Origin of the sequence: Pseudomonas sp. BE134 (assembly GCF_031456105.1) — a bacterium.
GTDB lineage: Bacteria > Pseudomonadota > Gammaproteobacteria > Pseudomonadales > Pseudomonadaceae > Aquipseudomonas.
This window is the reverse complement of sequence record NZ_JAVDUA010000037.1, coordinates 46,967-70,407: the sequence shown is the minus strand read 5'-3', so window position 1 is coordinate 70,407 and position 23,441 is coordinate 46,967. Positions and strand designations below refer to the sequence as shown.

The following is a 23,441-nucleotide window of genomic DNA, read 5'->3' as shown; positions in this document are numbered from 1 at the left end:
CTACGAAGCCTTGCTGCCATGGAACTGCTCGCCAGAGATGCCACGGTAAACATAAAGCCCACTTCTTAGAAGGTGGGGTTTATGGATCGCATACACTGTATTTGCCGCCTTTGGCCATTTCCTTTTTGGAAAAGGAGCTACTGCTGAAACGAATATCAACAGTTTGGGTTTGAAACTCTCTAGTACAACGATACCAATGCTGGAATCGGCGCTCATCAATGCTCCGACGGGGCAAACAGCAATTGTTCTAGATAAGGTACCGTACAATACCGGCTCAAACTCTTTTCTCACCGAGATGTGGCTTGGCAATATCACTTTAAAAATTGAAGGCACAATCATGAAACATGAAAGCGGCAAATTGTCCTTCAATGGAGGCGCTCGATCTTACAATGACATCTACGACGCTAACCCAAGCGATTTTCGCAGTGCAATAGGTGAAAGTGCCACCCGCGTTCTTGCCGCCGTTGAAAAATACTTAAACGCCCAACCCTACCAAATAGCCATTAAGGGGACGAATGTGATCACAATAGAACGCTAACCCCCTATCAAGAACACATTACAATCTGGGATGTTATTCTTAGAAGTAAAATTGGTCGCGCACACAACGGCGACCAATCCATATAACAGGAGCAACACTCCATGCGTCCATACCAACGACTACTAACTTCATTTGTACTATTCATTGCCGCCTGGTTTTCCTTGTTTCATGCAGCAATCCAGCTCCCTCCAAACTCAAAAGATCTTTCCGACACCTCTGGCCTATCCGTTGTATTACTGTCGACGATAGCACTGATATCCATAGGCATTCCAGCCATCATACTTTCGAGCGCAGGCATTTTTTTATCGTTTTTTACAAAATCCAAATCATTTCCTGTAAGACTACTTATTTTTTTTATTACACATTCCGCCCTATTACTTTCCTCACTTCTAGGAATACTCGTGATTGGTTTATTTGTGCTAGAGACATTAAACAGTATCATCGGGGTCATTCTTTTTTTGGGCGTGATTGGCCTGATAATGTCTGCCACCCCTAAGCGGGTAGCAGACAAAAACCAAAAGTGAAAACTCCCTTGAACATCTTTAGGCAGTCGCCACAGCAACTCCCGGCTCAACCACCGCCACCAACCCTTCCTTCATCCGCTTCGCATCCCGCACAAAGCACTGCGATGCAATAAACAGAAACACCATGGTTAAGAACAACGCCACAGGGATCAGGTACATGGCGTCATGCAGGCCGACCGCCTTGAATGCCTCGGTCATCTGCTCGGCACCGGCCGCCAGCATCGCCGTGTGCGCAAAGTGGTCGGACAAACCGCCCACCACCACTGGCCCCAAACCTCCGCCCAGCAAATACAGCCCGGCAAAGAACAGCGCCATCGCCGTGGCCCGCAAGCGTGGCTCGACCACGTCCTGAATCGCGGTGTAGACGCAGGTGTAGAAGTTATAGGCAAATAACCAGCCCACACTGAAGACCGCCACAAACACGCCGATCTCGATTCGCCCGGCATGCAGCGCCCACGCCGTGCACAGGGTCGAGATAATCAGGCTGAAGGCTGCGAACAACAGCCGCCCGTTGGCCACCCGCTGGTGAATCTTGTCCGCGACCAAGCCACCGAGCGTCAGACCGAACAGGCCGGTGACGCCGACGATCACACCCGTGGCCACTGCAGCCTCCTGCAATGGCATCAGAAAGTAGCGCTGCAGCATCGGCACCAGGAATGAATTGCAGGCGTAGGTCGCAAAGTTGAAACACAGACCCGCCATCACCAGCCACAGGAAAGTCGGTACTGCCAGCACCCGACGGATCGGCCGGTCTATGCGTTCCTGGGACACCTGCACCGTTTCTGCTGCGCCGCGTTTCGGCTCCTTGATGAAGAACATGAAGATCGCCAGGATCAACCCCGGCACCGCCGCGATAAAGAACGGTGCACGCCAGCTGTCGAACGCCTTGACCATTGCGCCGATGGTAAAGAAAGCCAGCAGCAATCCCAAGGGCAGACCCAGCATAAAGATGCCCATCGCCCGCGCCCGGCGATGTGCCGGAAACAAATCGCCGATCAGCGAGTTGGCGGCGGGTGCATAACTGGCTTCACCGATACCGACGCCCATGCGCACGATCAGGAAACTCCAGAAGCTGCCCACCAGCCCATTGACCGCCGTCAGCCCGCTCCATACCGCCAGGCCCCAACCCATCAATTTGCTGCGCGAACCGGTATCGGCCATCCGCCCCAGAGGCAGGCCGGCTATGGCATAAACGAGGGTGAAAGCGGTGCCGACGATCCCCAGCTGAAAGTCACTGAGGTGCCATTCCATGCGGATCGGCTCGATGATGATGGCGGGGATGGTGCGATCGAAGAAGTTGAACAGGTTGGCCAGAAACAACAGGAACAGAATGCGCCAGGCATTCGCCGCTTGGGTCGAGTTCTGCATGGGTCCGTCTCTTTTTCTTGTTATTGGGGTCTCACTGTCCCCGGAACCGTCAATCTAGACAGGCCTGCCAACACTGTCTGTCATTATTTGTAAGGCTGATATCAGTTCATGGCATCCAAGCAGCCTTGCTGATCGCCAGGCCCAGGATTCACGGGTATCAGGCCGTATTTTCACGGAGCCACCCGTCATTGAAAAATACCTTTCGCCCCCCCCTTCCAAAGCCCGTAGCGAAGCCTAGAATAGCGACCCTGTCCGCTCCCCCGCGCGCCCACTCATCCTTAGAAAAACGCCCCATGTCCGATGTCAGCCCATGCCTGAATTGCGGTGCCTGCTGTTCTCATTTCCGTGTGTCTTTTTTCTGGGGTGAATGCACCTCGGCCGGGGGAACGGTGCCTGACGACCTGGTTGCGTCGATCAGCCCCAGTCGGGTAGCGATGCTCGGCACCGACTGCAAACCCACCCGCTGCATCGGCCTGGTGGGGGACGTGGGCAGTGAGGTCAAATGCTCGATTTACAACGAACGTTCCAGCACTTGCCGTGAGTTCGAAGCGTCCTGGGAAAATGGCGAGGCGAATGTGGATTGCGACGCGGCCCGGGCAGCGTTCGGCCTTCCAGCCTTGCAGCCGGAATTCGAAATCCCCTACGAACAAATCGCCTGAGGCTTAGTCTGGCTCGCGGTACATCTGCACTAACGTCGACGGATCTTTTTCCAGGAACCCCTGGCTTCCATGCAGCCGCATCAGCTGTGCTGCCAACCCACTGAGTGGCGTGGCCGAACCCTGTTCGCGGGAAAATTTCACGGCACTGTCGAGGTCTTTGAGCAGCGTGCGCACATGCCATTTCACCGGTTCGAATTGGCTATTGGCCATTTGCGGAGCGAGGATCTGCAACGGTTTTGAATCGGCGAAACCACCGGCGAGTGCCTCGGCGATCAATCGGGTATCAACCCCGGAACACTCGGCCAGCGCCACCACTTCGGCGATGACCAGCGCATTACACGCCACGATCATCTGATTACACGCCTTGGTCACCTGCCCTGCCCCGACACCGCCCATATGGGTGACACGCTGCCCCAGGGCCAGCAATATCGGACGCACTCGCTGCAGGTCCCCTGCCTCGCCACCCACCATGATCGCCAGGCTGCCGGACTCGGCGCCGACCACACCGCCAGACACCGGGGCATCCAGCCAACCCATGGCGGTGGTGTCGATCAACTGTTTGGCCATTTCTCGTGTAGCACTGGGCTCCAGGCTGGAAAAGTCCACCAGCAACTGACCGCTTTTCGCCCCCACTGCCACCCCGGCCGGGCCAAAAACCACCTCACGCACCACGGTGGTGTCCGCCAGGCACAGCATGACGATGTCGGCGTGCTGACACAGTTCAGCGGGGGTTGCCACTTGCCGGGCACCAGCCTCAACCAGCGGCGCGCACTTGGCTGGATTACGATTCCACACGGTCAACGGATAGCCCGCCGCCAACAGGCGCCGACACATTGGCAGGCCCATCAGACCGATCCCGGCGAATCCCAACGAAGGTAGCGTTGACATCATTTAGCCTCTCCTTTGATTAAAGAACGCCGAATATTGGCCGATTCATCATGACCAAGGAAAGGATTCCCCCCATTGCTGCTCAGGCGAGTCCCTGAGACTTGGGCCAAATACGCGCAAAAAAAGACGCGAGACCCCATTCCGTGAAGGTTCGACGACAGTTGTCGCTCAACCAACAAGTCCAGGTAGACGGCGCACAATGACTTCTAAAAATAACCCGGCCCCTGCGGTCTCCGATCTGCTGCTGAGCCCTGCGGCGAACAGCCCCTCACCGTTGAAGCCATTGACCCCGGCGCGCCCGCTGGCCACTCAGCAATACTTGTATTTCACTGAAACCAATACCGATCGCATCCTCGATAACCTCGACGGCCTGCGCGACATGGTGTTCCCGCGCCCGCCCCATCTGGAAGGCGCCAGCGAACAACACAGCGATCAGGAATTCCCGTCGGTGTGCCTGATTGGTCTGGGCCGCTGCGGCTCCAACATCGCTCTGGATGTTGCGGAGCTGGTGTACAACGCCCGCAAGTTTTACCTCAACGAATTCAATAACGAAGACCGTCTGTCGCCGGACAAACGTTTTGCGGAAAAGGGCTACAGCCCGGCGCAATGGATTCGCAACAACCTGCGCCTGGGTACCAACAAGGGCGCCAAACCGGTGTTCCTGGTGGAACCGCTGGTGATGCTCGGTGACCTGGACAAAGACATTGCCGGTCGCATCCGTTTCTCGCGCAAGGGCGAAAAAAGCGGCTTCCTGCGCGACTACAGCAAAATGAAAATCATGGACTTGTCGGAAGTCCACGCCGGTGGTGCCGGTAACGCGCCGATCCTCGGTCAGTACCTGGCCAAGATCATCCTGAACAAGGACACCCAGCGTTTCTCCAGTCCGGACTGGAAGATGATTCACTCGTACCTGATCGACAGCTGCGGGATCAAGGCCAACCAGTCGCGCCTGTATTTCTCGATTTTCAGCGCCGGCGGCGGTACCGGTTCGGGCATGGCCTCGGAATTCGGCCTGGCCCAGCAGCACTCGTACATGAACAAAACGTTCGACACCAAGCCGATGGACGAGCACGACAGCAAGAGCGGTCATTCCTTCGTCTTCGAGCCGATCTTCACCAGCGGCATTTGCGTACTGCCGAACATTTCCGACCACCGCAGCGAAATGTCCGAGGCGCTGCACATCAACGCCGGCCGCCTGCTGTGCAAATACCTGTCGGAAGAGTGGGACTTCTCCTACAATTTCGCCAATGAAGACAGCAGCGAAGCCAGCGTCATGGGGCGTATCCGCCCATGGAACGCCATGATGCTGATCTCCAACGACATCATGCGTTATGCCGAAGAAAGCGATGACGGCAACATCCAGAACATTGACGTCAATGCCATGGAAAAACACGCCAACCAATACATCTCGCAGCAGATCTTCAACATCCTGACAGCGCAAGCAGTCACGACGGACTACGACCAGAACTATTTCCGCCGCGCCGGCATCGACATCGGCGAAACCATTCGCCTCGACGCCAACGACCTGTTCATGAGCCTCGCCGGCCCGGTGGCGATTGCCTACGCCGAATCCGTGGTACCGGAAACTCCGCCGCCCAGCAGCGACAAGTTCAAGGTCTTCGAGAAAGAGCCACAGCGCCTGAACATCGACGATTTGTTCTTCCGCTCCATCGACCTGCCGCACTTCAACAAAGTGACCCAGGCCATCGAAGGCATCAGCCTGCTGCCGATCGAGTCCAAGCGCTATCGCGCCTCGCTGGAACAGTACAAGAATTCCGGTTACGACGCGGCGGCGTTGCACGACCTGCATTTCTTCAAGAACTGCTCGTCGGTGGTGTCGATTGTGTCTTTGCCCAAAGACTACAAGTTGTCCTACATGGACCTGAACCGGTTGAAGACCCACCTCAACAGCCTGTTCCCGAACACCACGCTCAAGCGTTACGCGCTGGTCATCGGTGCATCGGCCAACTTGTCGCTGACCACTCTGATCGCCAAGAGCCCGTGCCTGTCGGACGACTTCCTGACGCTGATCGTGGCGTTCATCAAACGCTGCTTCGCGAAGAACCCGTACCGCTTTGACGAGACGCTGGATAACTCGATCCTCGACTTCATTATTAATGAAGAGTTCGACGAAGGCCGGATCGACGACTTGCTCAATGAATTCGAGAACCCGGCGAAGATCCTCGATACCAACTGGTACGCGATCAAACCGATGTACGAGAAGAAGTACCGCGAGTTGATCAATGACAAAGACAAGTTTGTCTCGATCAACGACATTCGTCTGTCACGTGATTGCGTGAAGAAGGCGATCAAGTACCTGCGCGAGATCTACCGTCACCGGATTGGCAAGACCAAGGTTATTTCGCTTAATAACCACACTGGCAAGACCGCATAAGACCGGCTTAACACCGCGTCGCCCCCTTCGCGAGCAAGCCCGCTCCCACATTTAACCGAGTTCCCCCGAAGGAATGCGGTCGAATGTGGGAGCGGGCTTGCTCGCGATGGCGGGCCTCAAATCCGCCACAAATCCAACATCCGGAAACAATTAAGCAGCCCATCGGCTGCTTACTGAACTGTTCCCGTTACGTTTACGTCACCGTGATGCTGGCCACGCCTGTGGCCTTTCTCCACGGCAACATGCCATCACGCTACTCACCTACACACTTTTAGCCACCAACATGGCGCACCAATAAAGTGCAACGACTCAGCTCGTCGCCCTTTCCTGGATCAGAATCCACGGTGAAACCACCACGGCCCACAGCTCTGGATCGCGTTCAAAAAGATCCAGCGCCCGCGTTTCAGAGAGCTTGGCGACTTGATCGGCGGCCAGCCAGGCTGCGACTTTCTCGCCTTCATCCTGGGCCACGGCCTCGGCGGCGGCGATCAAATCCAGACCCGGGTCGACCCACAATAGGGCACCCCTGGCGAAGAACGGCTCCAGCTCTTTCCAGGTAATAGATGCGGTTTCACCAAGCAGCTTGGCATAGAGGGTGCTAGGTTCTTGAGTCATGGGTCCTGTCCGGAAAAGAAATCGACGCGAATGATAACGTCGGTGGTCCGTCAGCAAAACCCGGATGCAATTGAGTCACCGATTGAAAAACCCAGGAAAGCCAAGGAATGCTGCTGAATCAAGCAATTAGCCAGCTAACATCCCACTGCAATTCTGTCTTTTTCTTTCAAAAAAGCGACACCCTCGGGTTTTGCCCCCTTGCGCCAGCTTCCCAGGCTAACAATTGGCGCTCTACACTGTACCGGTACAGTTGCCGGGGGCATTTTCCGGAAGGTATCGAAGATATCTGACCCGGTTCTGCTGCTACGGCGCCAGGACTATAAAAACTACAACAGTAAGAGTGGAGCACTATGACTAAGGCTACTAAGCAGATTTCCAAACTGTTTGCCGCTATGGTTCTGGCCGGGGTTGCCAGCCATTCGTTCGCAGCTGACACGATCAAGATCGGCATCGCCGGCCCCAAGACCGGTCCTGTAGCCCAATACGGCGACATGCAGTTCAGTGGCTCCAAAATGGCCATCGAACAGATCAACGCCAAAGGCGGCGTCAACGGCAAGAAACTCGAAGCCGTTGAATACGATGACGCCTGTGATCCGAAACAAGCGGTCGCGGTCGCGAACAAGGTCGTCAACGACGGCGTCAAGTTCGTGGTTGGCCACCTGTGCTCCAGCTCCACTCAACCGGCTTCGGACATTTACGAAGACGAAGGCGTGATCATGATCACCCCGGCTGCCACCAGCCCGGACATCACCGCTCGTGGTTACAAAATGGTGTTCCGCACCATCGGTCTGGACAGCGCCCAAGGCCCTGCCGCCGGTAACTACATTGCCGATCACGTAAAACCGAAAATCGTTGCTGTGCTGCACGACAAACAGCAATACGGTGAAGGCATTGCCACCGCCGTTAAACAGACTCTCGAGAAGAAAGGCGTCAAGGTTGCCGTGTTCGAAGGCGTCAACGCCGGCGACAAAGACTTCTCGTCGATGATCGCCAAGCTCAAGCAAGCCAACGTCGACTTCGTCTACTACGGCGGCTACCACCCGGAGCTGGGCCTGATCCTGCGTCAATCCCAGGAAAAAGGCCTGAAAGCCAAGTTCATGGGTCCGGAAGGCGTGGGTAACGACTCCATTTCGCAGATCGCCAAGGACGCTTCCGAAGGTCTGCTGGTAACCCTGCCGAAATCCTTCGACCAGGATCCGGCGAACATCGCCCTGGCTGACGCGTTCAAGGCGAAGAAAGAAGACCCGAGCGGTCCGTTCGTGTTCCCGGCCTACTCGGCCGTGCAAGTCATCGCCGAAGGCATCACGTCTGCCAAGTCCGAAGACACTGCCAAAGTGGCTGAAGCTATCCACAAAGGCACGTTCAAGACCCCGACCGGCGACCTGGCTTTCGACGACAAGGGCGACCTGAAAGACTTCAAATTTGTGGTTTACGAGTGGCACTTCGGCAAACCAAAAACTGAAGCTTCGCCTCAGTAAGGCTTTGCCATACTGACTGCCAATAAAGCCCACGGCGTGCCGTGGGCTTTGTTTTACGAACGTTTTGGGCCGCGCTGGCGTGATCCGCCAGTCTCCCCACCTGAAAATCTCAAAACCGTCATCAGCGGTTCGCTGGCAAACCTCGAATTCGAAGTGGATGCAGATCCACGGGGCTCGAGCGGGAAAATGACTCCACCAGTGAAATGCGTATCAGGTTTTTAGGAGCGCTGTAATGCCTGACATCTATCACTTTTTCCAACAGCTGGTTAATGGTCTGACCATTGGCAGCACGTATGCCCTGATCGCCATCGGCTATACGATGGTTTACGGCATCATTGGAATGATCAACTTCGCCCACGGCGAGGTGTACATGATCGGTTCATACGTGGCGTTCATCGCCATCGCCGGGCTGGCCATGCTGGGACTCGACAGTGTTCCGCTGTTGATGACCGCCGCTTTCCTCGCGACCATTGTCGTGACCAGTGCCTACGGTTACAGCATCGAACGGATCGCCTACCGCCCCCTGCGCGGCAGCAACCGTCTGATCCCGCTGATTTCCGCCATCGGCATGTCGATCTTCCTGCAGAACACGGTTCTGCTGGCGCAAGACTCCAAGGACAAATCCATCCCCAACCTGATTCCGGGCAACTTTGCCTTCGGACCAGGTGGTGCACATGAAGTGCTGATTTCCTACATGCAAATCGTGGTGTTCGTGGTGACTCTGGTCGCCATGCTCGGCCTGACGCTGTTCATCTCCCGCTCTCGTCTGGGTCGCGCCTGCCGCGCCTGTGCCGAAGACATCAAGATGGCCAACCTGCTGGGTATCAACACCAACAACATCATCGCCCTGACCTTCGTCATCGGTGCCGCACTGGCGGCCATCGCGGCGGTGCTGCTGAGCATGCAATACGGCGTGATCAACCCGAACGCCGGTTTCCTGGTCGGCCTCAAGGCCTTCACCGCCGCAGTACTGGGCGGTATCGGCAGCATCCCTGGCGCCATGCTCGGCGGGCTGGTACTCGGTGTCGCAGAAGCCTTCGGTGCCGATATCTTCGGCGACCAGTACAAGGACGTTGTGGCGTTCGGCCTGCTGGTTCTGGTGTTGTTGTTCCGGCCAACCGGCCTGCTGGGCCGTCCGGAGGTTGAGAAAGTATGACTAGGAATCTTAAACAGGCGCTGTTCAGCGCCTTGCTGGTGTGGGCCGTTGCCTACCCGGTACTGGGTCTGAAGTTGACCATCGTCGGCATCAACCTGGAAGTCCATGGCACCAGCGACGCCACGCTGATCACCATCGCGGTATGTTCAGTACTGATGTTCCTGCGCGTGTTGTTCGATCAGCAGATCAGCTCGGCCTGGCGTTCGTCGCCAAGCATGCCGCTGATTCCGGCCAAGGCCAGTAACTTCCTGACCCTGCCGAGCACCCAGCGCTGGATCATCATTGCGCTGATCGCCGGTGCGCTGGTCTGGCCGTTCTTCGGCTCTCGCGGGGCGGTGGACATCGCAACACTGGTGCTGATCTACGTGATGCTGGGCCTGGGCCTGAACATCGTGGTCGGCCTGGCCGGTCTGCTTGACCTGGGTTACGTCGGTTTCTATGCCGTCGGTGCCTACAGTTATGCGCTGCTGTCGCACTACTACGGCCTGAGCTTCTGGATCTGCCTGCCGATTGCCGGCCTGATGGCGGCCACCTTCGGTTTCCTGCTGGGCTTCCCGGTCCTGCGTCTGCGCGGTGACTACCTGGCCATCGTGACCCTGGGCTTCGGTGAAATCATCCGTCTGTTCCTGCGTAACCTGACCGGTCTCACCGGTGGCCCGAACGGCATCAGCAACATCGAAAAACCAACGTTCTTCGGCCTGACCTTCGAACGTAAAGCCGCCGAAGGCATGCAGACGTTCCACGAGTACTTCGGCATTGCATACAACTCGATCAACAAGGTGATTTTCCTGTACCTGGTTGCGCTGTTGCTGGCCCTCGGCGCGCTGTTCGTCATCAACCGTTTGCTGCGCATGCCCATCGGCCGTGCCTGGGAAGCGTTGCGTGAAGACGAAATCGCCTGCCGTGCGCTGGGTCTCAACCCAACGGTCATCAAGTTGTCGGCCTTTACCCTGGGCGCCAGCTTCGCCGGTTTTGCCGGTAGTTTCTTCGCTGCCCGTCAGGGACTGGTGACACCGGAGTCCTTCACCTTCATCGAGTCGGCGATCATTCTCGCCATCGTCGTATTGGGTGGCATGGGCTCGCAACTGGGCGTGATCCTGGCTGCCGTGGTGATGATCCTGTTGCCGGAAATGATGCGTGAGTTCAGTGAGTACCGCATGTTGATGTTCGGCGCCTTGATGGTGCTGATGATGATCTGGCGTCCTCAAGGCCTGCTGCCCATGCAACGTCCTCACATGGAGCTGCGCAAATGAGCCGCGAGATCCTGAAAGTCGAAAATCTGAGCATGCGCTTCGGCGGCTTGCTGGCGGTCAATGGCGTAGCCCTGACCGTGAAAGAAAAGCAGGTGGTTGCGTTGATCGGCCCTAACGGTGCCGGCAAAACCACGGTGTTCAACTGCCTGACCGGTTTCTACAAACCGAGTGGCGGCAGCATCCTGCTGGACGGCGAGCCGATCGAAGGCCTGCCGGGCCACAAGATCGCCCTCAAAGGCGTGGTGCGCACCTTCCAGAACGTGCGGCTGTTCAAGGACATGACCGCGGTCGAGAACCTCTTGATCGCGCAGCACCGTCACCTGAACACCAACTTCCTGTCCGGCCTGTTCAAGACCCCGGGGTTCCGCAAAAGCGAACGCGAAGCCATGGAGTTCGCCGCCTACTGGCTGGACAAGGTCAACCTCACGCAGTTCGCTAACCGCCCGGCCGGCACCCTGGCCTACGGTCAGCAACGCCGTCTGGAAATCGCTCGCTGCATGATGACCCGCCCGCGGATCCTCATGCTCGACGAACCGGCCGCCGGCCTGAACCCGAAGGAAACCGAAGACCTCAAGGCCCTGATCAGCATGTTGCGTGAAGAGCACAACGTCACCGTGCTGCTGATCGAACACGACATGAAACTGGTCATGAGCATTTCCGACCACATCGTCGTGATCAACCAAGGCACGCCTCTGGCCAACGGCACACCGGAACAGATCCGCGACAATCCCGAAGTGATCAAAGCCTACCTGGGGGAAGCGTAAATGCTGCAATTCGAAAACGTTTCCACCTTCTACGGCAAGATCCAGGCCCTGCACAGCGTCAACGTGGAAGTCCGCCAGGGCGAAATCGTGACGCTGATCGGCGCCAACGGTGCCGGCAAGTCGACCCTGCTGATGACGCTCTGCGGTTCGCCGCAAGCCCACAGCGGCAGCATCCGCTACATGGGTGAGGAACTGGTCGGCCAGAGCTCGTCGCAGATCATGCGCAAAAGCATCGCCGTCGTGCCGGAAGGTCGTCGGGTGTTCTCGCGCCTGACCGTGGAAGAAAACCTCGCCATGGGCGGTTTCTTCACCGACAAGGGCGACTATCAGGAACAGATGGACAAGGTTCTCGGACTTTTCCCACGCCTGAAAGAACGTTTCGCCCAGCGCGGCGGCACAATGTCCGGCGGCGAACAGCAAATGCTCGCCATCGGCCGTGCGTTGATGAGCAAACCCAAGCTGCTGTTGCTCGACGAACCTTCGTTGGGCCTCGCACCGATCATCATCCAGCAGATCTTCGACATCATCGAACAACTGCGCAAGGATGGCGTGACCGTGTTTCTGGTTGAGCAGAACGCGAACCAGGCACTGAAAATTGCCGACCGCGCGTACGTTCTGGAGAACGGCCGGGTGGTGATGCAAGGCACGGGTGAAGCGCTGCTGACTGATCCGAAAGTGCGTGAAGCGTATCTGGGTGGTTGAGTCTTCGCGGTGAACAAAAACGGCCTTCGGGCCGTTTTTTATTGCGGATAATCTGCCAATACTTGGGGTATCGGCAGATTGGCTTTTTCCGCTGAATAGCCTCAGTACGGATTGCAGTACTGCGCTACGGCCGTGGCCTGGTCGACGTATGGCCGGGCCGGTTCAAGGTTCCACTCGGGCTTGTTCCTGACAGGCGTGCCGTCGACGGTTGCCGCCAGATGACAAACCATTTGCCGACGGAGTGACCCGCCATTGACGCTGTACTGCCGCCATTGCTCATCGCCTTTATGTTTGTTGTACAACTCGGCAAACATTCTGTCGGTCTGATCATCCTTGATAGCGCGGCCGCAAGCGGTAGGCACCACCACGAGCGACCAGGTGTTCGGCCCAAGTTCCGGATCGGGACGTTTTACCCAGGTGCTTGACTCAATGTACTTGTCACAGAATTGTTGTGTCGGCGACGGCGTGGTTTGGATGCACGAGAAGGTGGCCTTGCTGACCGGGGTTTTGGGGAAATCAATCTTGATGATGTTGCGGTCCTTGCCTGTCTTGGCTTTATAGTCCCGCTGATTGGCCAAGGCATCGTTCAAACCACGTTGATCGCTGTAAAAAAACGCCAGAATAGGTAGCTCGTCGGTTTTAGGGTTACCCAGGCGCAATTCTGTCTGGGTTTGAAACTCACGACTATTGATGACTTTCCGCGCCTCGATGAAATTGCGAAAAGCGTCTACCCGATCCTTTCTGCTCATGGGATTGCGCATATTGAACCCACATTGCAACTGATCCTGGTTTTTGTCGTTGTTGAATTTTGTGAAATGCGCGACCCAGTCTTTCGCGTTCAAGACAGGTGGCGGCATGGCCTGGCATACGGCTTCTGTCTGGACAGTGTTTTTGTTGTTCCCACAGCCTCGGTCCTCTCGATAGTCGGTCCAGGCGTCGTTAGGAAACGCACAGTAGACATGCACCGGAGTCTCGGGCTCGCGTACCTGATCTATCGGAGTGATGATGTAGCCGTTCTGAGTACTCATGCCAGGATCTGCATAGCTGATGCGGTCGGTACGCATATAGGAAGCGGCAAAAGTACCCTTTTCTATTGCTGTCGGGCTTGGATTCCACACATCCCATTTCTGCCCCTTTGCCGGATCGGGCCGGTGAGTGCCCCTGATTATCAATCCCGAACAGTCCGACGCGGGATCCGGCCCGCAACTATCGACTGTTTTGTTGTACAACGTTTCAACCTTTTTCAGCGTCTCTTCGCATGACTCGGCATAGGCCCATGTCACCTGCACCAGCAGCGGGAACATGAGTAATGGAGCGATCCTGTTCAGACGGTTTTTCATGGCTTGCATCTCCTTGATTAGCCAAAACACACCTTCAACGCGGGACCGGGTTGCAACCCGCGGCCCGCTCTCGCCACCTGCAAACTTCAAAGTCCACGGCCATTGCGAAGCTGATTGATCGTCCGTCATGGGTCACCGTCCTTGGCGTACAGGTGACTATGGAACACCCTCGACAGGAGGCTGGCTACTGTCAGAAATAACAGGCAAGCGCTGCATTGCGACGAACGGTCGTTTGGTAGTTGAGCCAGTTTGTTGTTCAAACAACCCATGCAGAGCATGGGAATGATCAGTGCAGTAAAAAAGTTTGAGCTCGGCTGTAACGCATCGCCACCTCGTTTCTCTAGAGGGACAAGCAAGCGCAAACCGTTTGTAAAAACCTGAATGAAACCGGAGAAACATCATGACTGCTACCACCCGCACCCTGTCCGCCACCGCCCTGGTTCTGACCCTCGGTTCTGCCTTGAGCATGGCCGCTGTTTCCACCGTCCACGCGGCCGACGACACCATGGAAAAATGCTTCGGCGTGGCCATGAAAGGTCATAACGATTGCGCAGCTGGCGCTGGCACCACCTGTGCCGGCACTTCAAAAATGGACTATCAGGCAAACGCCTGGAAACTCGTTCCGAAAGGCACCTGCGTCAAGACTGAAAGCAAGACCTCTCCGACCGAATACGGTCAGCTGGAAGCCTTCAAAGCCAAAGCCAAGGCCTGATCCGGACCCCGCCCGAGTGTCGACCATGAACCATTCACCGTTCGGGCTCCCGCCCCGCGCCGGGCTGGGGATCAAGACCGAGCACTTTCGTGAAGTGCTCGGTTCACAACCGGACATCGGTTTCTTCGAAGTCCACGCCGAAAACTACATGGTGGCCGGTGGCCCGTTTCATCATTACCTGGGGTTGATTCGCGAGCAGTATCCACTCTCACTGCATGGCGTGGGTCTGTCGATTGGCGGCGACGGTCCGCTGGACACTCAGCACCTCAAGCGCCTCGCCGCACTTATCGAGCGCTACCAACCCTGCGCCTTTTCCGAACACCTGGCCTGGTCAAGCCATGGTCCGGTGTTCCTGAATGACCTGTTGCCTCTGGCCTATGACAACGCAACGCTGAACCGCGTCTGCGAACACATCGATCAAGCTCAAAACACCCTTAAACGCCCAATGTTGCTAGAGAACCCGGCCACCTACCTGGCGTTCGAGCGCTCGACCATTGATGAAGCAGACTTCATCAGCGAAGTCATCCAGCGCACAGGCTGCGGGCTATTGCTGGATGTGAACAACGTCTATGTATCGTGCACCAATCATCGTCGTGATCCAGAAGCCTACATCGACGCCCTGCCCCTTCATGCCGTCGGCGAGATTCATCTGGCGGGTTTTTCCGAAGACACCGACAGCCTCGGTGACCGTCTGCTGATTGATGATCACGGCGCCCCCATCGATACCGCCGTCTGGTCGTTGTACCAGCGCGTGCTGGAGCGAACAGGCCCGATAGCCACCCTGATCGAACGCGACAATCAGTTGCCGGCCTTCAGCGTCTTGCAGGCCGAGGCGCGTCAGGCCGATGAGTTGCTACTTTTTCCGGGAGGTCGTCCTTGAGCACGCAAGCCGCTTTTTCCGCCGCCCTGCTTGATCCCCGATCGAGCTGCCCCGAGGGCTTGTTCAGTGCCAATGGCGCCGATCCCGCCAGCCGTTTCGCGGTGTATCGCAACAATGTACAGAGCTCGCTGATCAACGCGTTGGCCTACAGCTACCCCGTTGTCATGCAACTGGTCGGTGAGGAGTTCTTCCATGCCATGGCCAGCGTCTATTTGCTCAACAACGCGCCTCAGAGCACGTTGATCAAAGATTACGGCAACAACTTCCCGGGGTTTATCGAAGGCTTCAAACCGGCGAGCAGCGTGCCGTATCTGGCGGATGTCGCCAGACTCGAACGGTTGCGCACCACTGCTTATCACGCAGCCGACGCCCAACCGTCGAGCCATGAACAGATCAGCGAGCAGCTCGCTGATCCGCAAGCCCTGAGCGAGCTGACCGTCGGACTTCATCCCTCGCTGAACGTGCTGACCTCTACCTTCGCCGTGGTCTCGATCTGGGCGGCCCATCAGCAGGACGCAACGCTGGCCGGGATAGACCTGCACCGGGAGCAACACGCGCTGATCCTGCGTAACGGTCTGGATGTTGAAGTCTTCGTCATCGAACCCGGCGCCAGTGCCTTCATTCACAACCTGCAAAGCGGCCAGCCGCTGATTCAAGCCGCGCAAAACGCACCCGAGTTCGATCTCAGCCAGACCCTGGCCCTGTTGATCAGCCACAACGCCATTACTCACTTACGCCACAACAAGGTAGCGCCATGAACACACAGAACCCGATCAGCCGCGCCATCGCACTACTGGCGTTGATTCCACAGAGCCTGATCGCTTTTATTGCGCGATTCTCCATCGCGGCGGTGTTCTGGAAATCAGGGCAAACCAAAGTCGAAGGACTGGCCATCGACCTGATCGAGGGGACGTTCGAATTGGGTTGGCCGCGACTGGCCGATTCGACCATTCCATTGTTCAAGAGCGAGTACCCCGTGCCGTTGCTGTCGCCAGAGATCGCTGCGCACATGGCGGCGTTTGCCGAACACTTTTTCCCGGTGCTGATCCTGATTGGCTTTGCCACGCGTTTTTCGGCGCTGGCCTTGCTGGGCATGACCCTGACCATTCAACTGTTCGTGTACCCGGATGCCTACCCGACTCACGGCACATGGGTGGCGGTGTTGCTCTACCTGATGGCGACCGGGCCGGGGAAATTGTCCATAGACCACTTAATCGCCCGGCGTTACTCCCTCTAACTCAGATCCCCTGTAGCAGCTGGCGAAGCCTGCGTTCGAGCGCGAAGCGGTCGCCAAACCTGCGAACGCAGTTTACCTGTCAGACAACAGTGACTGGTTGTACGACTGTTGCGCAGCTGGACGCAGCCTCGCCAAGGCTCGACAGCTGCTACAGAGCCGAACGCAGCCTCGCAAGCTCGACAGCTACAGGGACCGTGCGAGGCTAAGCCGATCCAGCGCTTCACCACTGCGCTTGAACCAGCCGATCAGGTAATCCGCCAATACTTGCGTGCGTTTCGGCAGACCGCCCTGATAGGGGTGAACCAGGTACATTGGCATGCGCCGGGTCTGATAATCGCGCATGAGCCAGCGCAAGCGTCCATCCGCCAATTCTGCTTGCAGCAGATACGACGGCAGACGCGCAATGCCGGCCCCCGCCAATGCGGCTTTTTTCAGCAAGCTGTAATGGTTGCTGGCAAACGGACCCGAGACCCGCACCCGCAGCAACTCGTGTTGCTGGTGATAGAGCCATTCTTCGCGACCACTGTAATGGCTGTTGAGCAAGCAACGGTGATCGGCCAACGCCTGGGGTGTCTGCGGTTCGCCGAACCGTTCAAGATACGCCGGGCTGGCGCAGGTCATTTCGTGCCAGGCCAGCAACGGTCGGGCTACCAGACGCTCGTCCTTGCCCACCTCGGAGCGAATCGCCAGATCAAAGCCATCCCGTGACAGGTCGTGAAACTGGTTGTTGAGGTCCAGTTCGATCTGCACCTCGGGGTATTTGCCGGAAAATTCCAACAACAAACCGTCGAAGAAGGTTTCCCCCAGCGACACCGGGACGGTCATACGCACTGGCCCGGCCATGTCGTCCCTCAACCGCGCCAATGCCTGACGCGCCCGCTCGACTTGCACGACCAGCGCCTGAGCCTGGGGCAACAGCGCCGCACCCGCCGCCGTCAGACTTAAACGGCGGGTGGTGCGTTGCAGCAGGACCACGGAAAACCGCGTCTCCAGCAAGCTGATGCGCTTGGACAGCTGCCCCTTGCTGCAACCCAGTTGCTGCGCTGCCAGGGTAAAACTCCCCGCTTCGATCAATACCGCGAACGCCGCCAGGTCATCCATCTCGCTCATGGATTGTTTCCATTTGAAAACCAAAGGTTGCCTATTAGTGCGCTTATCAACAGAAAAAACCACTCTAGACTGAGACCTCATTCAACCAATCGAGGAACAGCACGATGAAAATCCTATTGATAGGCGCAGGCGGCACCATCGGTTCGGCTGTCGACAAGGAACTGTCCGAGCGTCACGAGATCATCCGCATCGGCCGCAGCAGTGGCGACTTGCAGGTGGATATCAGCGACGGCGCCTCGATCCGTAAGCTGTTCGAACAGACCGGCATGTTTGATGCGCTGATCTGCGCAGCGGGTAACGTGACCTTCGCGCCCCTGGATGAAATGACCGAAGCCAGCTTCGAGCTAGGTCTGAAAGACAAACTGATGGCCCAGGTCAATTTGCTGCTGATCGGCCGCGAGTTCGCCAACGACGGTGCCTCGTTCACCTTCACCACGGGCGTGCTCAGCCATGACCCGATTCGCAGCGGCGCCTCGGCAGCGCTGGTCAACGGCGCACTGGACAGCTTCGTGCGCGCCGCCGCCATCGAACTGCCTCGCGGCCTGCGCGTGAACTCGATCAGCCCCAATGTGCTGGTGGAAGCCATGGGCAAGTACGCGCCTTATTTCCGTGGTTTCAAACCGGTTCCGGCCGCCGATGTGGCATTGGCCTACGCCAAAAGCGTAGAAGGCTTGCAGACAGGTCAGACTTTTCATGTGGGCTGAGCCCTTGTGATGAACGGTCAGGCTGAGTAACGTGGCGGCACTTGTCTGGAGAGCCGAAGATGCGTGTTGCCCGTTCCTTAGTCGTTGTTGCCCTGCTGCCGCTATTTGCTGCCTGTCAGTTGTTTGATGGCCCGCGTGAAAGCGCCTCCCACGCGGGCCAGACCCGCATGCAAGGCCAGTTGACGGCGGTGGACGGCAAGCTGCTGTTCCAGCCGTGCAATGAAACACGCAGCTTTGTGGTCAACGACACCGGCAAAACCAGCGTGCTGCAACAGGCAGCGTCACTGGCCGATACCAAGGGCAAGTTGTTCGCCGACGTACGCGGGCGCATCGTCGACAGCCGTCTCGATCTTGAGCAGCTGTACCGCGTCGAGCGCTCGGGCACGGCATGCGACGATCCCGATTTCAAACTGCAGACGCTGCGCGCATCCGGTCACTCGCCTGAGTGGAGCGTCAAGGTCACCGGCAAAGGCATGGTGATTGTTCGCGCCGGTCAACCGCCTCTGGCCCTGCCGTACGTGGAAGAACAACTGGGCGATGGCCGTTTCAACCTCGGCACCGAAGCCAATAACCAGCACATCGAACTGTGGGTCACGCCGCAACGTTGCGTCGACAGCACCACCGGCAGCGTCCAGCACATGAGCGCCGAACTGCGTATCAATGGTCAGGTGCAGCGCGGTTGCGGGTATTTCGGCGGTTCGCGTAACGACTGATCGTTTAAGCCTCACGGGAATCCTCCTTTGGGGCTTATAATCGCCGGTTTCAAACGCCTTGGCGCAGTTGTGCGCCCCGCGAACCGGGTCCTGCCATGTTACGAATCACTGAACTCAAGTTGCCGATCGACCATCCCGAAGAAGACCTGCGCCCTGCCATCGTGCAGCGCCTGGGCATCGCCAGCGATGACCTGCTCGATTTCACCTTGTTCAAGCGCAGCTACGATGCGCGCAAAAAGTCCTCCGAACTGTGCTTCATCTACACCATCGACCTCACCGCCAAGGATGAGGCCGCGTTGCTGCACAAATTCGCCGATGACCGTAACGTCAACGTGGCGCCGGATGTCAGCTACAAAGTGGTCGGTCATGCACCGGCCGATCTGCAGCAACGTCCTGTGGTCGTGGGTTTCGGGCCGTGCGGGATTTTCGCCGGGTTGCTGCTCGCGCAAATGGGCTTCAAGCCCATCATCCTCGAGCGCGGCACCGAAGTGCGCCAGCGCACCAAGGACACGTGGGGCCTGTGGCGCAAAAGCGTGCTCAACCCCGAATCCAACGTGCAGTTCGGTGAGGGCGGTGCGGGGACTTTCTCCGACGGCAAGCTCTACAGCCAGATCAAGGACCCGAAATTCATCGGCCGCAAAGTCCTGCACGAGTTCGTCAAGGCCGGTGCGCCGGACGAAATTCTCTACGTCAGCAAACCGCACATCGGTACGTTCCGTCTGACCGGTGTGGTGGAAAACATGCGTGAACAGATTCGCGCCTTGGGCGGCGAAGTACGCTTCCAGCAACGTGTCACCGACGTGCTGATCGAAGACGGCCAATTGGTCGGCGTCGAACTCAATGGCGGCGAACAGATTCATTCCAGGCACGTGATTCTGGCCCTTGGCCACAGTGCCCGGGACACTTTCCGCATGCTCCACGGCCGTGGTGTGTTCATGGAAGCCAAACCGTTTTCCGTGGGTTTCCGCATTGAACACCCGCAGTCGCTGATCGACCGCGCGCGGTTGGGCAAGTACGCCGGCCACCCGAAACTCGGGGCTGCCGACTACAAACTGGTGCACCACGCCAAGAACGGTCGTTCGGTCTACAGCTTCTGCATGTGCCCGGGCGGCACCGTGGTTGCGGCCACATCCGAACCGAACCGCGTAGTCACCAACGGCATGAGCCAGTACTCGCGTAACGAACGCAACGCCAACTCCGGGATCGTCGTCGGGATCACCCCGGAAGTCGATTACCCGGGCGGCCCGCTGGCCGGCATTGAATTGCAGGAGCGCCTGGAATCCCACGCCTTTGTGCTGGGCGGCAGCAACTACGAAGCACCGGCGCAACTGGTCGGCGACTTCATTGCCGGCAAGCCATCCACTGAGCTGGGCAGCGTTGAACCGTCCTACAAACCAGGCGTGGCATTGGGTGATTTGGCGCTGGCCTTGCCAGCCTTTGCCATCGAAGCCATTCGTGAAGCGTTGCCAGCGTTCGAGAAGCAGATTCGCGGTTACTCGCTGCATGACGCCGTGTTGACCGGCATTGAGACGCGAACTTCGTCACCGCTGCGCATCACCCGTAACGAGTCGATGCAGAGCCTGAACGTGAAGGGCTTGTTCCCGGCGGGTGAAGGCGCGGGTTATGCGGGCGGGATTCTGTCGGCGGGTGTGGACGGGATTCGGATTGCCGAAGCGGTTGCCCGCGACATCCTGGGCCTGGAAGCCTGACCCGAGACCTGGATCGTTCCCACGCTCCGTGTGGGAATGCAGCCAGGGACGCTCCGCGTCCCAAAGCGGACGCAGAGCGTCCGGTGAGGCATTCCCACTCAGAGCGTGGGAACGATCAACACGTCAGATATTGGCGCGCAGCACGCTGGCCGGAAGTGCCTCACCGCGCTCGACACTCGCCGCCACCGTATTCATCAAGCCACCCAACTCATACCCCTGGCCCTTGAGCCAATCCTGATCGTAATAGGTGGTGGCATAGCGCTCGCCGCCATCACATAGAATCGCCACGATCGACCCCGACTCCCCCGCTGCCGCCATCTGCTGGGCCGCCATCAAAGCGCCGATCAGGTTGGTCCCGCTCGATCCGCCAACCCGTCGCCCCAGTCGTTGCGCCAAGTAGTGCATGGCCGCCAGGGACAACGCGTCCGGCACCTTGACCATGGCATCAATCACCTTGGGCAGGAACGACGCTTCCACCCGTGGCCGGCCAATCCCTTCAATCCGCGAACCACAGTCCAGGCGCAGGCTGGCATCGCCGGTCTGGTAGTAATCGAAAAACACCGAACGTTCGGCATCGGCGCACATTACGCGGGTGCAATGCTGGCGGTAACGCACGTAACGACCCAGCGTTGCGGTGGTGCCGCCCGTGCCGGGGCTGGAGATCAACCAGCTCGGCTCAGGGTGCTGTTCAAAACGCATTTGGTGGAAGATCGATTCGGCGATGTTGTTGTTCGCCCGCCAGTCGGTGGCGCGTTCGGCGTAGGTGAACTGATTGATGAAATGACCATCATGCTCGCGCGCCAGCCGTTCGGACTCGGCGTAGATCCGGGTCGGGTCGTCGACCAGATGACTCTTGCCACCGTAGAAAGCAATTTGCGCGATCTTCTCTTTGGAAGTGGTCGCCGGCATTACCGCAATGAACGGCAAGCCCAGCAAGCTGGCGAAGTACGCCTCGGAAATCGCCGTCGAGCCGCTGGACGCCTCGATCACTGGCGCGCCGGGTTTCAACCAGCCATTACACAGGGCATAGAGGAACAACGAGCGCGCCAGGCGGTGCTTCAGGCTGCCGGTGGGGTGACTGGATTCATCCTTGAAATACAACTCGATGCCCGGAAAACCGGGCAGCGGCAAGGGGATCAGGTGGGTATCGGCGCTGCGCTGGAAGTCCGCTTCGATAATCCGGATGGCTTCGCGGGCCCACTGTCGGTTGTCGCTCATGATGGCTTTCTCGTTGGGTCGGCCTTATTTATAAGGCTCAGCCTTCAAGCTTAGGAAAAAACCTACAACACGCACAGGTACAGCTGACGCTCAATACCGCCGGCAACTGCTAGGCTCAAGTCCGGTCCCGTCCTTCGCGCTGTAACGACATATAACAAAAAAGAATATAACTTTTGTTTTAACAACCAACGGTACGGGTTAGGGTGTGCCACCTTTTGAATTCATCGATGGAGAGCGACCTTGCCTCTGCGTAGCACTTTCACGCGTTTCTTTCAGTTGGAAGCTGCCAGCGGTCTGTTATTGATCGCCGCTGCAGCCCTGGCTTTAATCATCAACAACTCATCCCTGTCGTGGCTCTATAGCGGGCTGCTGGACACCCCTGTCGTCGCTCAGATCGGCGCGCTGAAAATCGCCAAGCCGTTGCTGCTGTGGATCAACGACGGCCTGATGGCGATGTTCTTCCTGTTGATCGGCCTGGAAGTGAAACGTGAAGTCCTCGACGGCCAACTGTCGAACCCCTCGCAAATCGTCCTGCCCGGTGCCGCAGCGATTGGCGGCATGGTCGTACCGGCGCTGGTCTACTGGTTTCTGAACCGTGAAGACCCGGCAGCCCTGGGTGGCTGGGCCATCCCGATGGCCACCGACATTGCCTTTGCCCTCGGCGTACTCGCCTTGCTGGGCAAACGGGTGCCGGTGTCGCTGAAGCTGTTCCTGATGACCCTGGCAATCATTGACGACCTGGGCGCGATCATCGTCATCGCCGTCTTCTATTCCGGGACGTTGTCGACGCTGTCGCTGGCGCTGGCGGCCGCCTGCATCATCGCGTTGATCGCCATGAACCGGCTCGGCGTGGTAAAGCTCGGGCCGTACATGATCGTCGGCTTGATCCTCTGGGTGTGCGTGCTCAAGAGCGGTGTCCACGCGACTCTCGCGGGTGTGACGCTGGCTTTCTGTATACCACTGCGCACCAAAAACGCCGAGTCTTCGCCGCTTCTGACCCTTGAACACGCCCTGCACCCGTGGGTCGCTTACGGCATCCTGCCGCTGTTCGCTTTCGCTAACGCCGGCCTGTCCCTGAGCGGCGTCACCGTTGAAAGCTTCACTCACCACGTACCGATGGGCATCGCGATTGGCCTGTTACTGGGTAAAACCGTTGGCGTGTTCGGCCTGACCTGGCTGGCCGTGAAAATCGGCATCGCCGCCCTGCCCCAAGGCGCTAACTGGGGCCAAGTGTTGGGTGTCGCGATCCTCTGCGGGATTGGTTTCACCATGAGCCTGTTTGTCGGCTCCCTGGCGTTTGAGCCAGGCGTCAGCGACTACGCCGGGATGGACCGGATGGGGATTTTGACCGGTTCGATTCTTGCGGCATTGATCGGTTATGCCGTGACGGCGATGGCAAGTCGCAAAAGCGCGATGCTGAAATCCTGAGCGATAGAGAACTCTCCTGGCAGCATTAAGGATTCGTCCTACAGCCACGA

General features: G+C 57.9%; 23 protein-coding genes. 17 read left to right on the top strand and 6 right to left on the bottom strand.

Going from position 1 to position 23,441, the window contains the following annotated elements:
- Positions 1–85 precede the first annotated feature (85 nt).
- Complete coding sequence (locus J2Y56_RS25400; protein ID WP_310353402.1) at positions 86–538, top strand: lipid II-degrading bacteriocin; 453 nt, start codon at positions 86–88, stop codon at positions 536–538.
- Between the two features lie 101 nt (positions 539–639).
- Entirely contained in the window at positions 640–1,062 is a 423-nt protein-coding gene (locus J2Y56_RS25395; RefSeq protein ID WP_007947274.1) for a hypothetical protein, read from the top strand.
- Between the two features lie 18 nt (positions 1,063–1,080).
- Here the strand turns inward: J2Y56_RS25395 and J2Y56_RS25390 are convergent, their stop codons facing one another.
- Complete coding sequence (locus J2Y56_RS25390; RefSeq protein WP_007947273.1) at positions 1,081–2,430, bottom strand: MFS transporter; 1,350 nt, start codon at positions 2,428–2,430, stop codon at positions 1,081–1,083.
- Between the two features lie 293 nt (positions 2,431–2,723).
- Here J2Y56_RS25390 and J2Y56_RS25385 point away from each other — a divergent pair, with 293 nt between their 5' ends.
- Positions 2,724–3,089, top strand: a complete 366-nt coding sequence (locus J2Y56_RS25385) for a YkgJ family cysteine cluster protein (protein WP_007947272.1) — start codon at positions 2,724–2,726, stop codon at positions 3,087–3,089.
- A 3-nt stretch (positions 3,090–3,092) separates the two neighbouring features.
- Here the strand turns inward: J2Y56_RS25385 and J2Y56_RS25380 are convergent, their stop codons facing one another.
- Positions 3,093–3,980, bottom strand: coding sequence for an NAD(P)-dependent oxidoreductase (locus J2Y56_RS25380; RefSeq protein WP_007947270.1), 888 nt, complete (start codon positions 3,978–3,980; stop codon positions 3,093–3,095).
- A gap of 196 nt (positions 3,981–4,176) precedes the next feature.
- On the opposite strand from J2Y56_RS25380, the gene J2Y56_RS25375 reads away from it, so the two are divergent.
- Positions 4,177–6,372, top strand: a complete 2,196-nt coding sequence (locus tag J2Y56_RS25375) for a hypothetical protein (protein WP_007947269.1) — start codon at positions 4,177–4,179, stop codon at positions 6,370–6,372.
- A 309-nt stretch (positions 6,373–6,681) separates the two neighbouring features.
- Here J2Y56_RS25375 and J2Y56_RS25370 read toward each other — a convergent pair whose 3' ends face one another.
- Positions 6,682–6,987 carry a DUF2288 domain-containing protein gene (locus J2Y56_RS25370; RefSeq protein WP_007947267.1) on the bottom strand — a complete coding sequence of 102 codons (306 nt, stop codon included), beginning with the start codon at positions 6,985–6,987 and terminating at the stop codon, positions 6,682–6,684.
- A 350-nt stretch (positions 6,988–7,337) separates the two neighbouring features.
- On the opposite strand from J2Y56_RS25370, the gene J2Y56_RS25365 reads away from it, so the two are divergent.
- The 5 genes from J2Y56_RS25365 (at position 7,338) to J2Y56_RS25345 (ending at position 12,340) form a co-directional block, all read left to right on the top strand.
- A complete protein-coding gene (locus J2Y56_RS25365; RefSeq protein ID WP_007947265.1) occupies positions 7,338–8,465 on the top strand; it encodes a branched-chain amino acid ABC transporter substrate-binding protein in 1,128 nt (375 codons plus the stop codon).
- Between the two features lie 232 nt (positions 8,466–8,697).
- Entirely contained in the window at positions 8,698–9,621 is a 924-nt protein-coding gene (gene livH, locus J2Y56_RS25360; protein ID WP_007947264.1) for a high-affinity branched-chain amino acid ABC transporter permease LivH, read from the top strand.
- The gene (locus J2Y56_RS25355) at positions 9,618–10,874 is read left to right on the top strand and encodes a high-affinity branched-chain amino acid ABC transporter permease LivM (protein ID WP_007947262.1); all 1,257 of its coding nucleotides are present in this window, start codon (positions 9,618–9,620) and stop codon (positions 10,872–10,874) included. The genes livH and J2Y56_RS25355 overlap by 4 nt, the downstream gene beginning before the upstream one ends.
- Positions 10,871–11,638, top strand: coding sequence for a high-affinity branched-chain amino acid ABC transporter ATP-binding protein LivG (livG, locus tag J2Y56_RS25350; protein WP_007947261.1), 768 nt, complete (start codon positions 10,871–10,873; stop codon positions 11,636–11,638). The genes J2Y56_RS25355 and livG overlap by 4 nt, the downstream gene beginning before the upstream one ends.
- Positions 11,639–12,340, top strand: a complete 702-nt coding sequence (locus J2Y56_RS25345) for an ABC transporter ATP-binding protein (RefSeq protein ID WP_007947260.1) — start codon at positions 11,639–11,641, stop codon at positions 12,338–12,340.
- Positions 12,341–12,441: 101 nt separating this feature from the next.
- Here the strand turns inward: J2Y56_RS25345 and J2Y56_RS25340 are convergent, their stop codons facing one another.
- Entirely contained in the window at positions 12,442–13,680 is a 1,239-nt protein-coding gene (locus J2Y56_RS25340; protein ID WP_310353400.1) for a DUF2599 domain-containing protein, read from the bottom strand.
- A 400-nt stretch (positions 13,681–14,080) separates the two neighbouring features.
- On the opposite strand from J2Y56_RS25340, the gene J2Y56_RS25335 reads away from it, so the two are divergent.
- From J2Y56_RS25335 to J2Y56_RS25320, 4 genes are read left to right on the top strand one after another with little or no spacing between them, the layout of a single operon-like run.
- A complete protein-coding gene (locus J2Y56_RS25335) occupies positions 14,081–14,392 on the top strand; it encodes a DUF2282 domain-containing protein (RefSeq protein WP_310337664.1) in 312 nt (103 codons plus the stop codon).
- 25 nt (positions 14,393–14,417) lie between these two features.
- Positions 14,418–15,272, top strand: coding sequence for a DUF692 domain-containing protein (locus tag J2Y56_RS25330; protein ID WP_310353388.1), 855 nt, complete (start codon positions 14,418–14,420; stop codon positions 15,270–15,272).
- Positions 15,269–16,030, top strand: a complete 762-nt coding sequence (locus tag J2Y56_RS25325) for a DNA-binding domain-containing protein (protein WP_007947254.1) — start codon at positions 15,269–15,271, stop codon at positions 16,028–16,030. Before J2Y56_RS25330 ends, J2Y56_RS25325 begins: the two co-directional genes overlap by 4 nt.
- Entirely contained in the window at positions 16,027–16,509 is a 483-nt protein-coding gene (locus tag J2Y56_RS25320; protein ID WP_310353384.1) for a DoxX family protein, read from the top strand. Before J2Y56_RS25325 ends, J2Y56_RS25320 begins: the two co-directional genes overlap by 4 nt.
- Positions 16,510–16,692: 183 nt before the next feature.
- On the opposite strand, the gene J2Y56_RS25315 is transcribed toward J2Y56_RS25320, so the two are convergent.
- Positions 16,693–17,619, bottom strand: a complete 927-nt coding sequence (locus J2Y56_RS25315; protein ID WP_007947252.1) for a LysR family transcriptional regulator — start codon at positions 17,617–17,619, stop codon at positions 16,693–16,695.
- Between the two features lie 104 nt (positions 17,620–17,723).
- Here J2Y56_RS25315 and J2Y56_RS25310 point away from each other — a divergent pair, with 104 nt between their 5' ends.
- From J2Y56_RS25310 to J2Y56_RS25300, 3 genes are all read left to right on the top strand, one after another.
- Entirely contained in the window at positions 17,724–18,323 is a 600-nt protein-coding gene (locus J2Y56_RS25310; RefSeq protein WP_310353380.1) for a short chain dehydrogenase, read from the top strand.
- A 59-nt stretch (positions 18,324–18,382) separates the two neighbouring features.
- Entirely contained in the window at positions 18,383–19,036 is a 654-nt protein-coding gene (locus J2Y56_RS25305; protein WP_310353377.1) for a hypothetical protein, read from the top strand.
- A gap of 95 nt (positions 19,037–19,131) precedes the next feature.
- Positions 19,132–20,745 carry an NAD(P)/FAD-dependent oxidoreductase gene (locus J2Y56_RS25300; protein ID WP_007947249.1) on the top strand — a complete coding sequence of 538 codons (1,614 nt, stop codon included), beginning with the start codon at positions 19,132–19,134 and terminating at the stop codon, positions 20,743–20,745.
- Between the two features lie 123 nt (positions 20,746–20,868).
- On the opposite strand, the gene J2Y56_RS25295 is transcribed toward J2Y56_RS25300, so the two are convergent.
- Positions 20,869–21,966 (bottom strand): PLP-dependent cysteine synthase family protein, encoded by a 1,098-nt coding sequence (locus J2Y56_RS25295; RefSeq protein WP_310353398.1) that lies wholly within the window; start codon positions 21,964–21,966, stop codon positions 20,869–20,871.
- Between the two features lie 237 nt (positions 21,967–22,203).
- On the opposite strand from J2Y56_RS25295, the gene nhaA reads away from it, so the two are divergent.
- On the top strand, positions 22,204–23,391 hold the full coding sequence (nhaA, locus tag J2Y56_RS25290; RefSeq protein ID WP_007947247.1) for a Na+/H+ antiporter NhaA: 1,188 nt from the start codon (positions 22,204–22,206) through the stop codon (positions 23,389–23,391).
- Positions 23,392–23,441: the final 50 nt, after the last annotated feature.

Excerpts from the sequence above, each read along its gene's own strand:
- J2Y56_RS25385 (WP_007947272.1), top strand. The coding sequence starts at position 2,724 with ATGTCCGATGTCAGCCCATGCCTGAATTGCGGTGCCTGCTGTTCTCAT.
- J2Y56_RS25375 (WP_007947269.1), top strand. The coding sequence starts at position 4,177 with ATGACTTCTAAAAATAACCCGGCCCCTGCGGTCTCCGATCTGCTGCTG.
- J2Y56_RS25340 (WP_310353400.1), bottom strand. The coding sequence starts at position 13,680 with ATGAAAAACCGTCTGAACAGGATCGCTCCATTACTCATGTTCCCGCTG.
- livG (WP_007947261.1), top strand. The coding sequence starts at position 10,871 with ATGAGCCGCGAGATCCTGAAAGTCGAAAATCTGAGCATGCGCTTCGGC.
- livH (WP_007947264.1), top strand. The coding sequence starts at position 8,698 with ATGCCTGACATCTATCACTTTTTCCAACAGCTGGTTAATGGTCTGACC.
- J2Y56_RS25335 (WP_310337664.1), top strand. The coding sequence starts at position 14,081 with ATGACTGCTACCACCCGCACCCTGTCCGCCACCGCCCTGGTTCTGACC.
- J2Y56_RS25310 (WP_310353380.1), top strand. The coding sequence starts at position 17,724 with ATGAAAATCCTATTGATAGGCGCAGGCGGCACCATCGGTTCGGCTGTC.
- J2Y56_RS25330 (WP_310353388.1), top strand. The coding sequence starts at position 14,418 with ATGAACCATTCACCGTTCGGGCTCCCGCCCCGCGCCGGGCTGGGGATC.
- J2Y56_RS25370 (WP_007947267.1), bottom strand. The coding sequence starts at position 6,987 with ATGACTCAAGAACCTAGCACCCTCTATGCCAAGCTGCTTGGTGAAACC.
- J2Y56_RS25345 (WP_007947260.1), top strand. The coding sequence starts at position 11,639 with ATGCTGCAATTCGAAAACGTTTCCACCTTCTACGGCAAGATCCAGGCC.
- J2Y56_RS25305 (WP_310353377.1), top strand. The coding sequence starts at position 18,383 with ATGCGTGTTGCCCGTTCCTTAGTCGTTGTTGCCCTGCTGCCGCTATTT.
- J2Y56_RS25395 (WP_007947274.1), top strand. The coding sequence starts at position 640 with ATGCGTCCATACCAACGACTACTAACTTCATTTGTACTATTCATTGCC.
- J2Y56_RS25380 (WP_007947270.1), bottom strand. The coding sequence starts at position 3,980 with ATGATGTCAACGCTACCTTCGTTGGGATTCGCCGGGATCGGTCTGATG.
- J2Y56_RS25320 (WP_310353384.1), top strand. The coding sequence starts at position 16,027 with ATGAACACACAGAACCCGATCAGCCGCGCCATCGCACTACTGGCGTTG.
- J2Y56_RS25390 (WP_007947273.1), bottom strand. The coding sequence starts at position 2,430 with ATGCAGAACTCGACCCAAGCGGCGAATGCCTGGCGCATTCTGTTCCTG.
- J2Y56_RS25300 (WP_007947249.1), top strand. The coding sequence starts at position 19,132 with ATGTTACGAATCACTGAACTCAAGTTGCCGATCGACCATCCCGAAGAA.
- J2Y56_RS25315 (WP_007947252.1), bottom strand. The coding sequence starts at position 17,619 with ATGAGCGAGATGGATGACCTGGCGGCGTTCGCGGTATTGATCGAAGCG.
- J2Y56_RS25355 (WP_007947262.1), top strand. The coding sequence starts at position 9,618 with ATGACTAGGAATCTTAAACAGGCGCTGTTCAGCGCCTTGCTGGTGTGG.
- J2Y56_RS25365 (WP_007947265.1), top strand. The coding sequence starts at position 7,338 with ATGACTAAGGCTACTAAGCAGATTTCCAAACTGTTTGCCGCTATGGTT.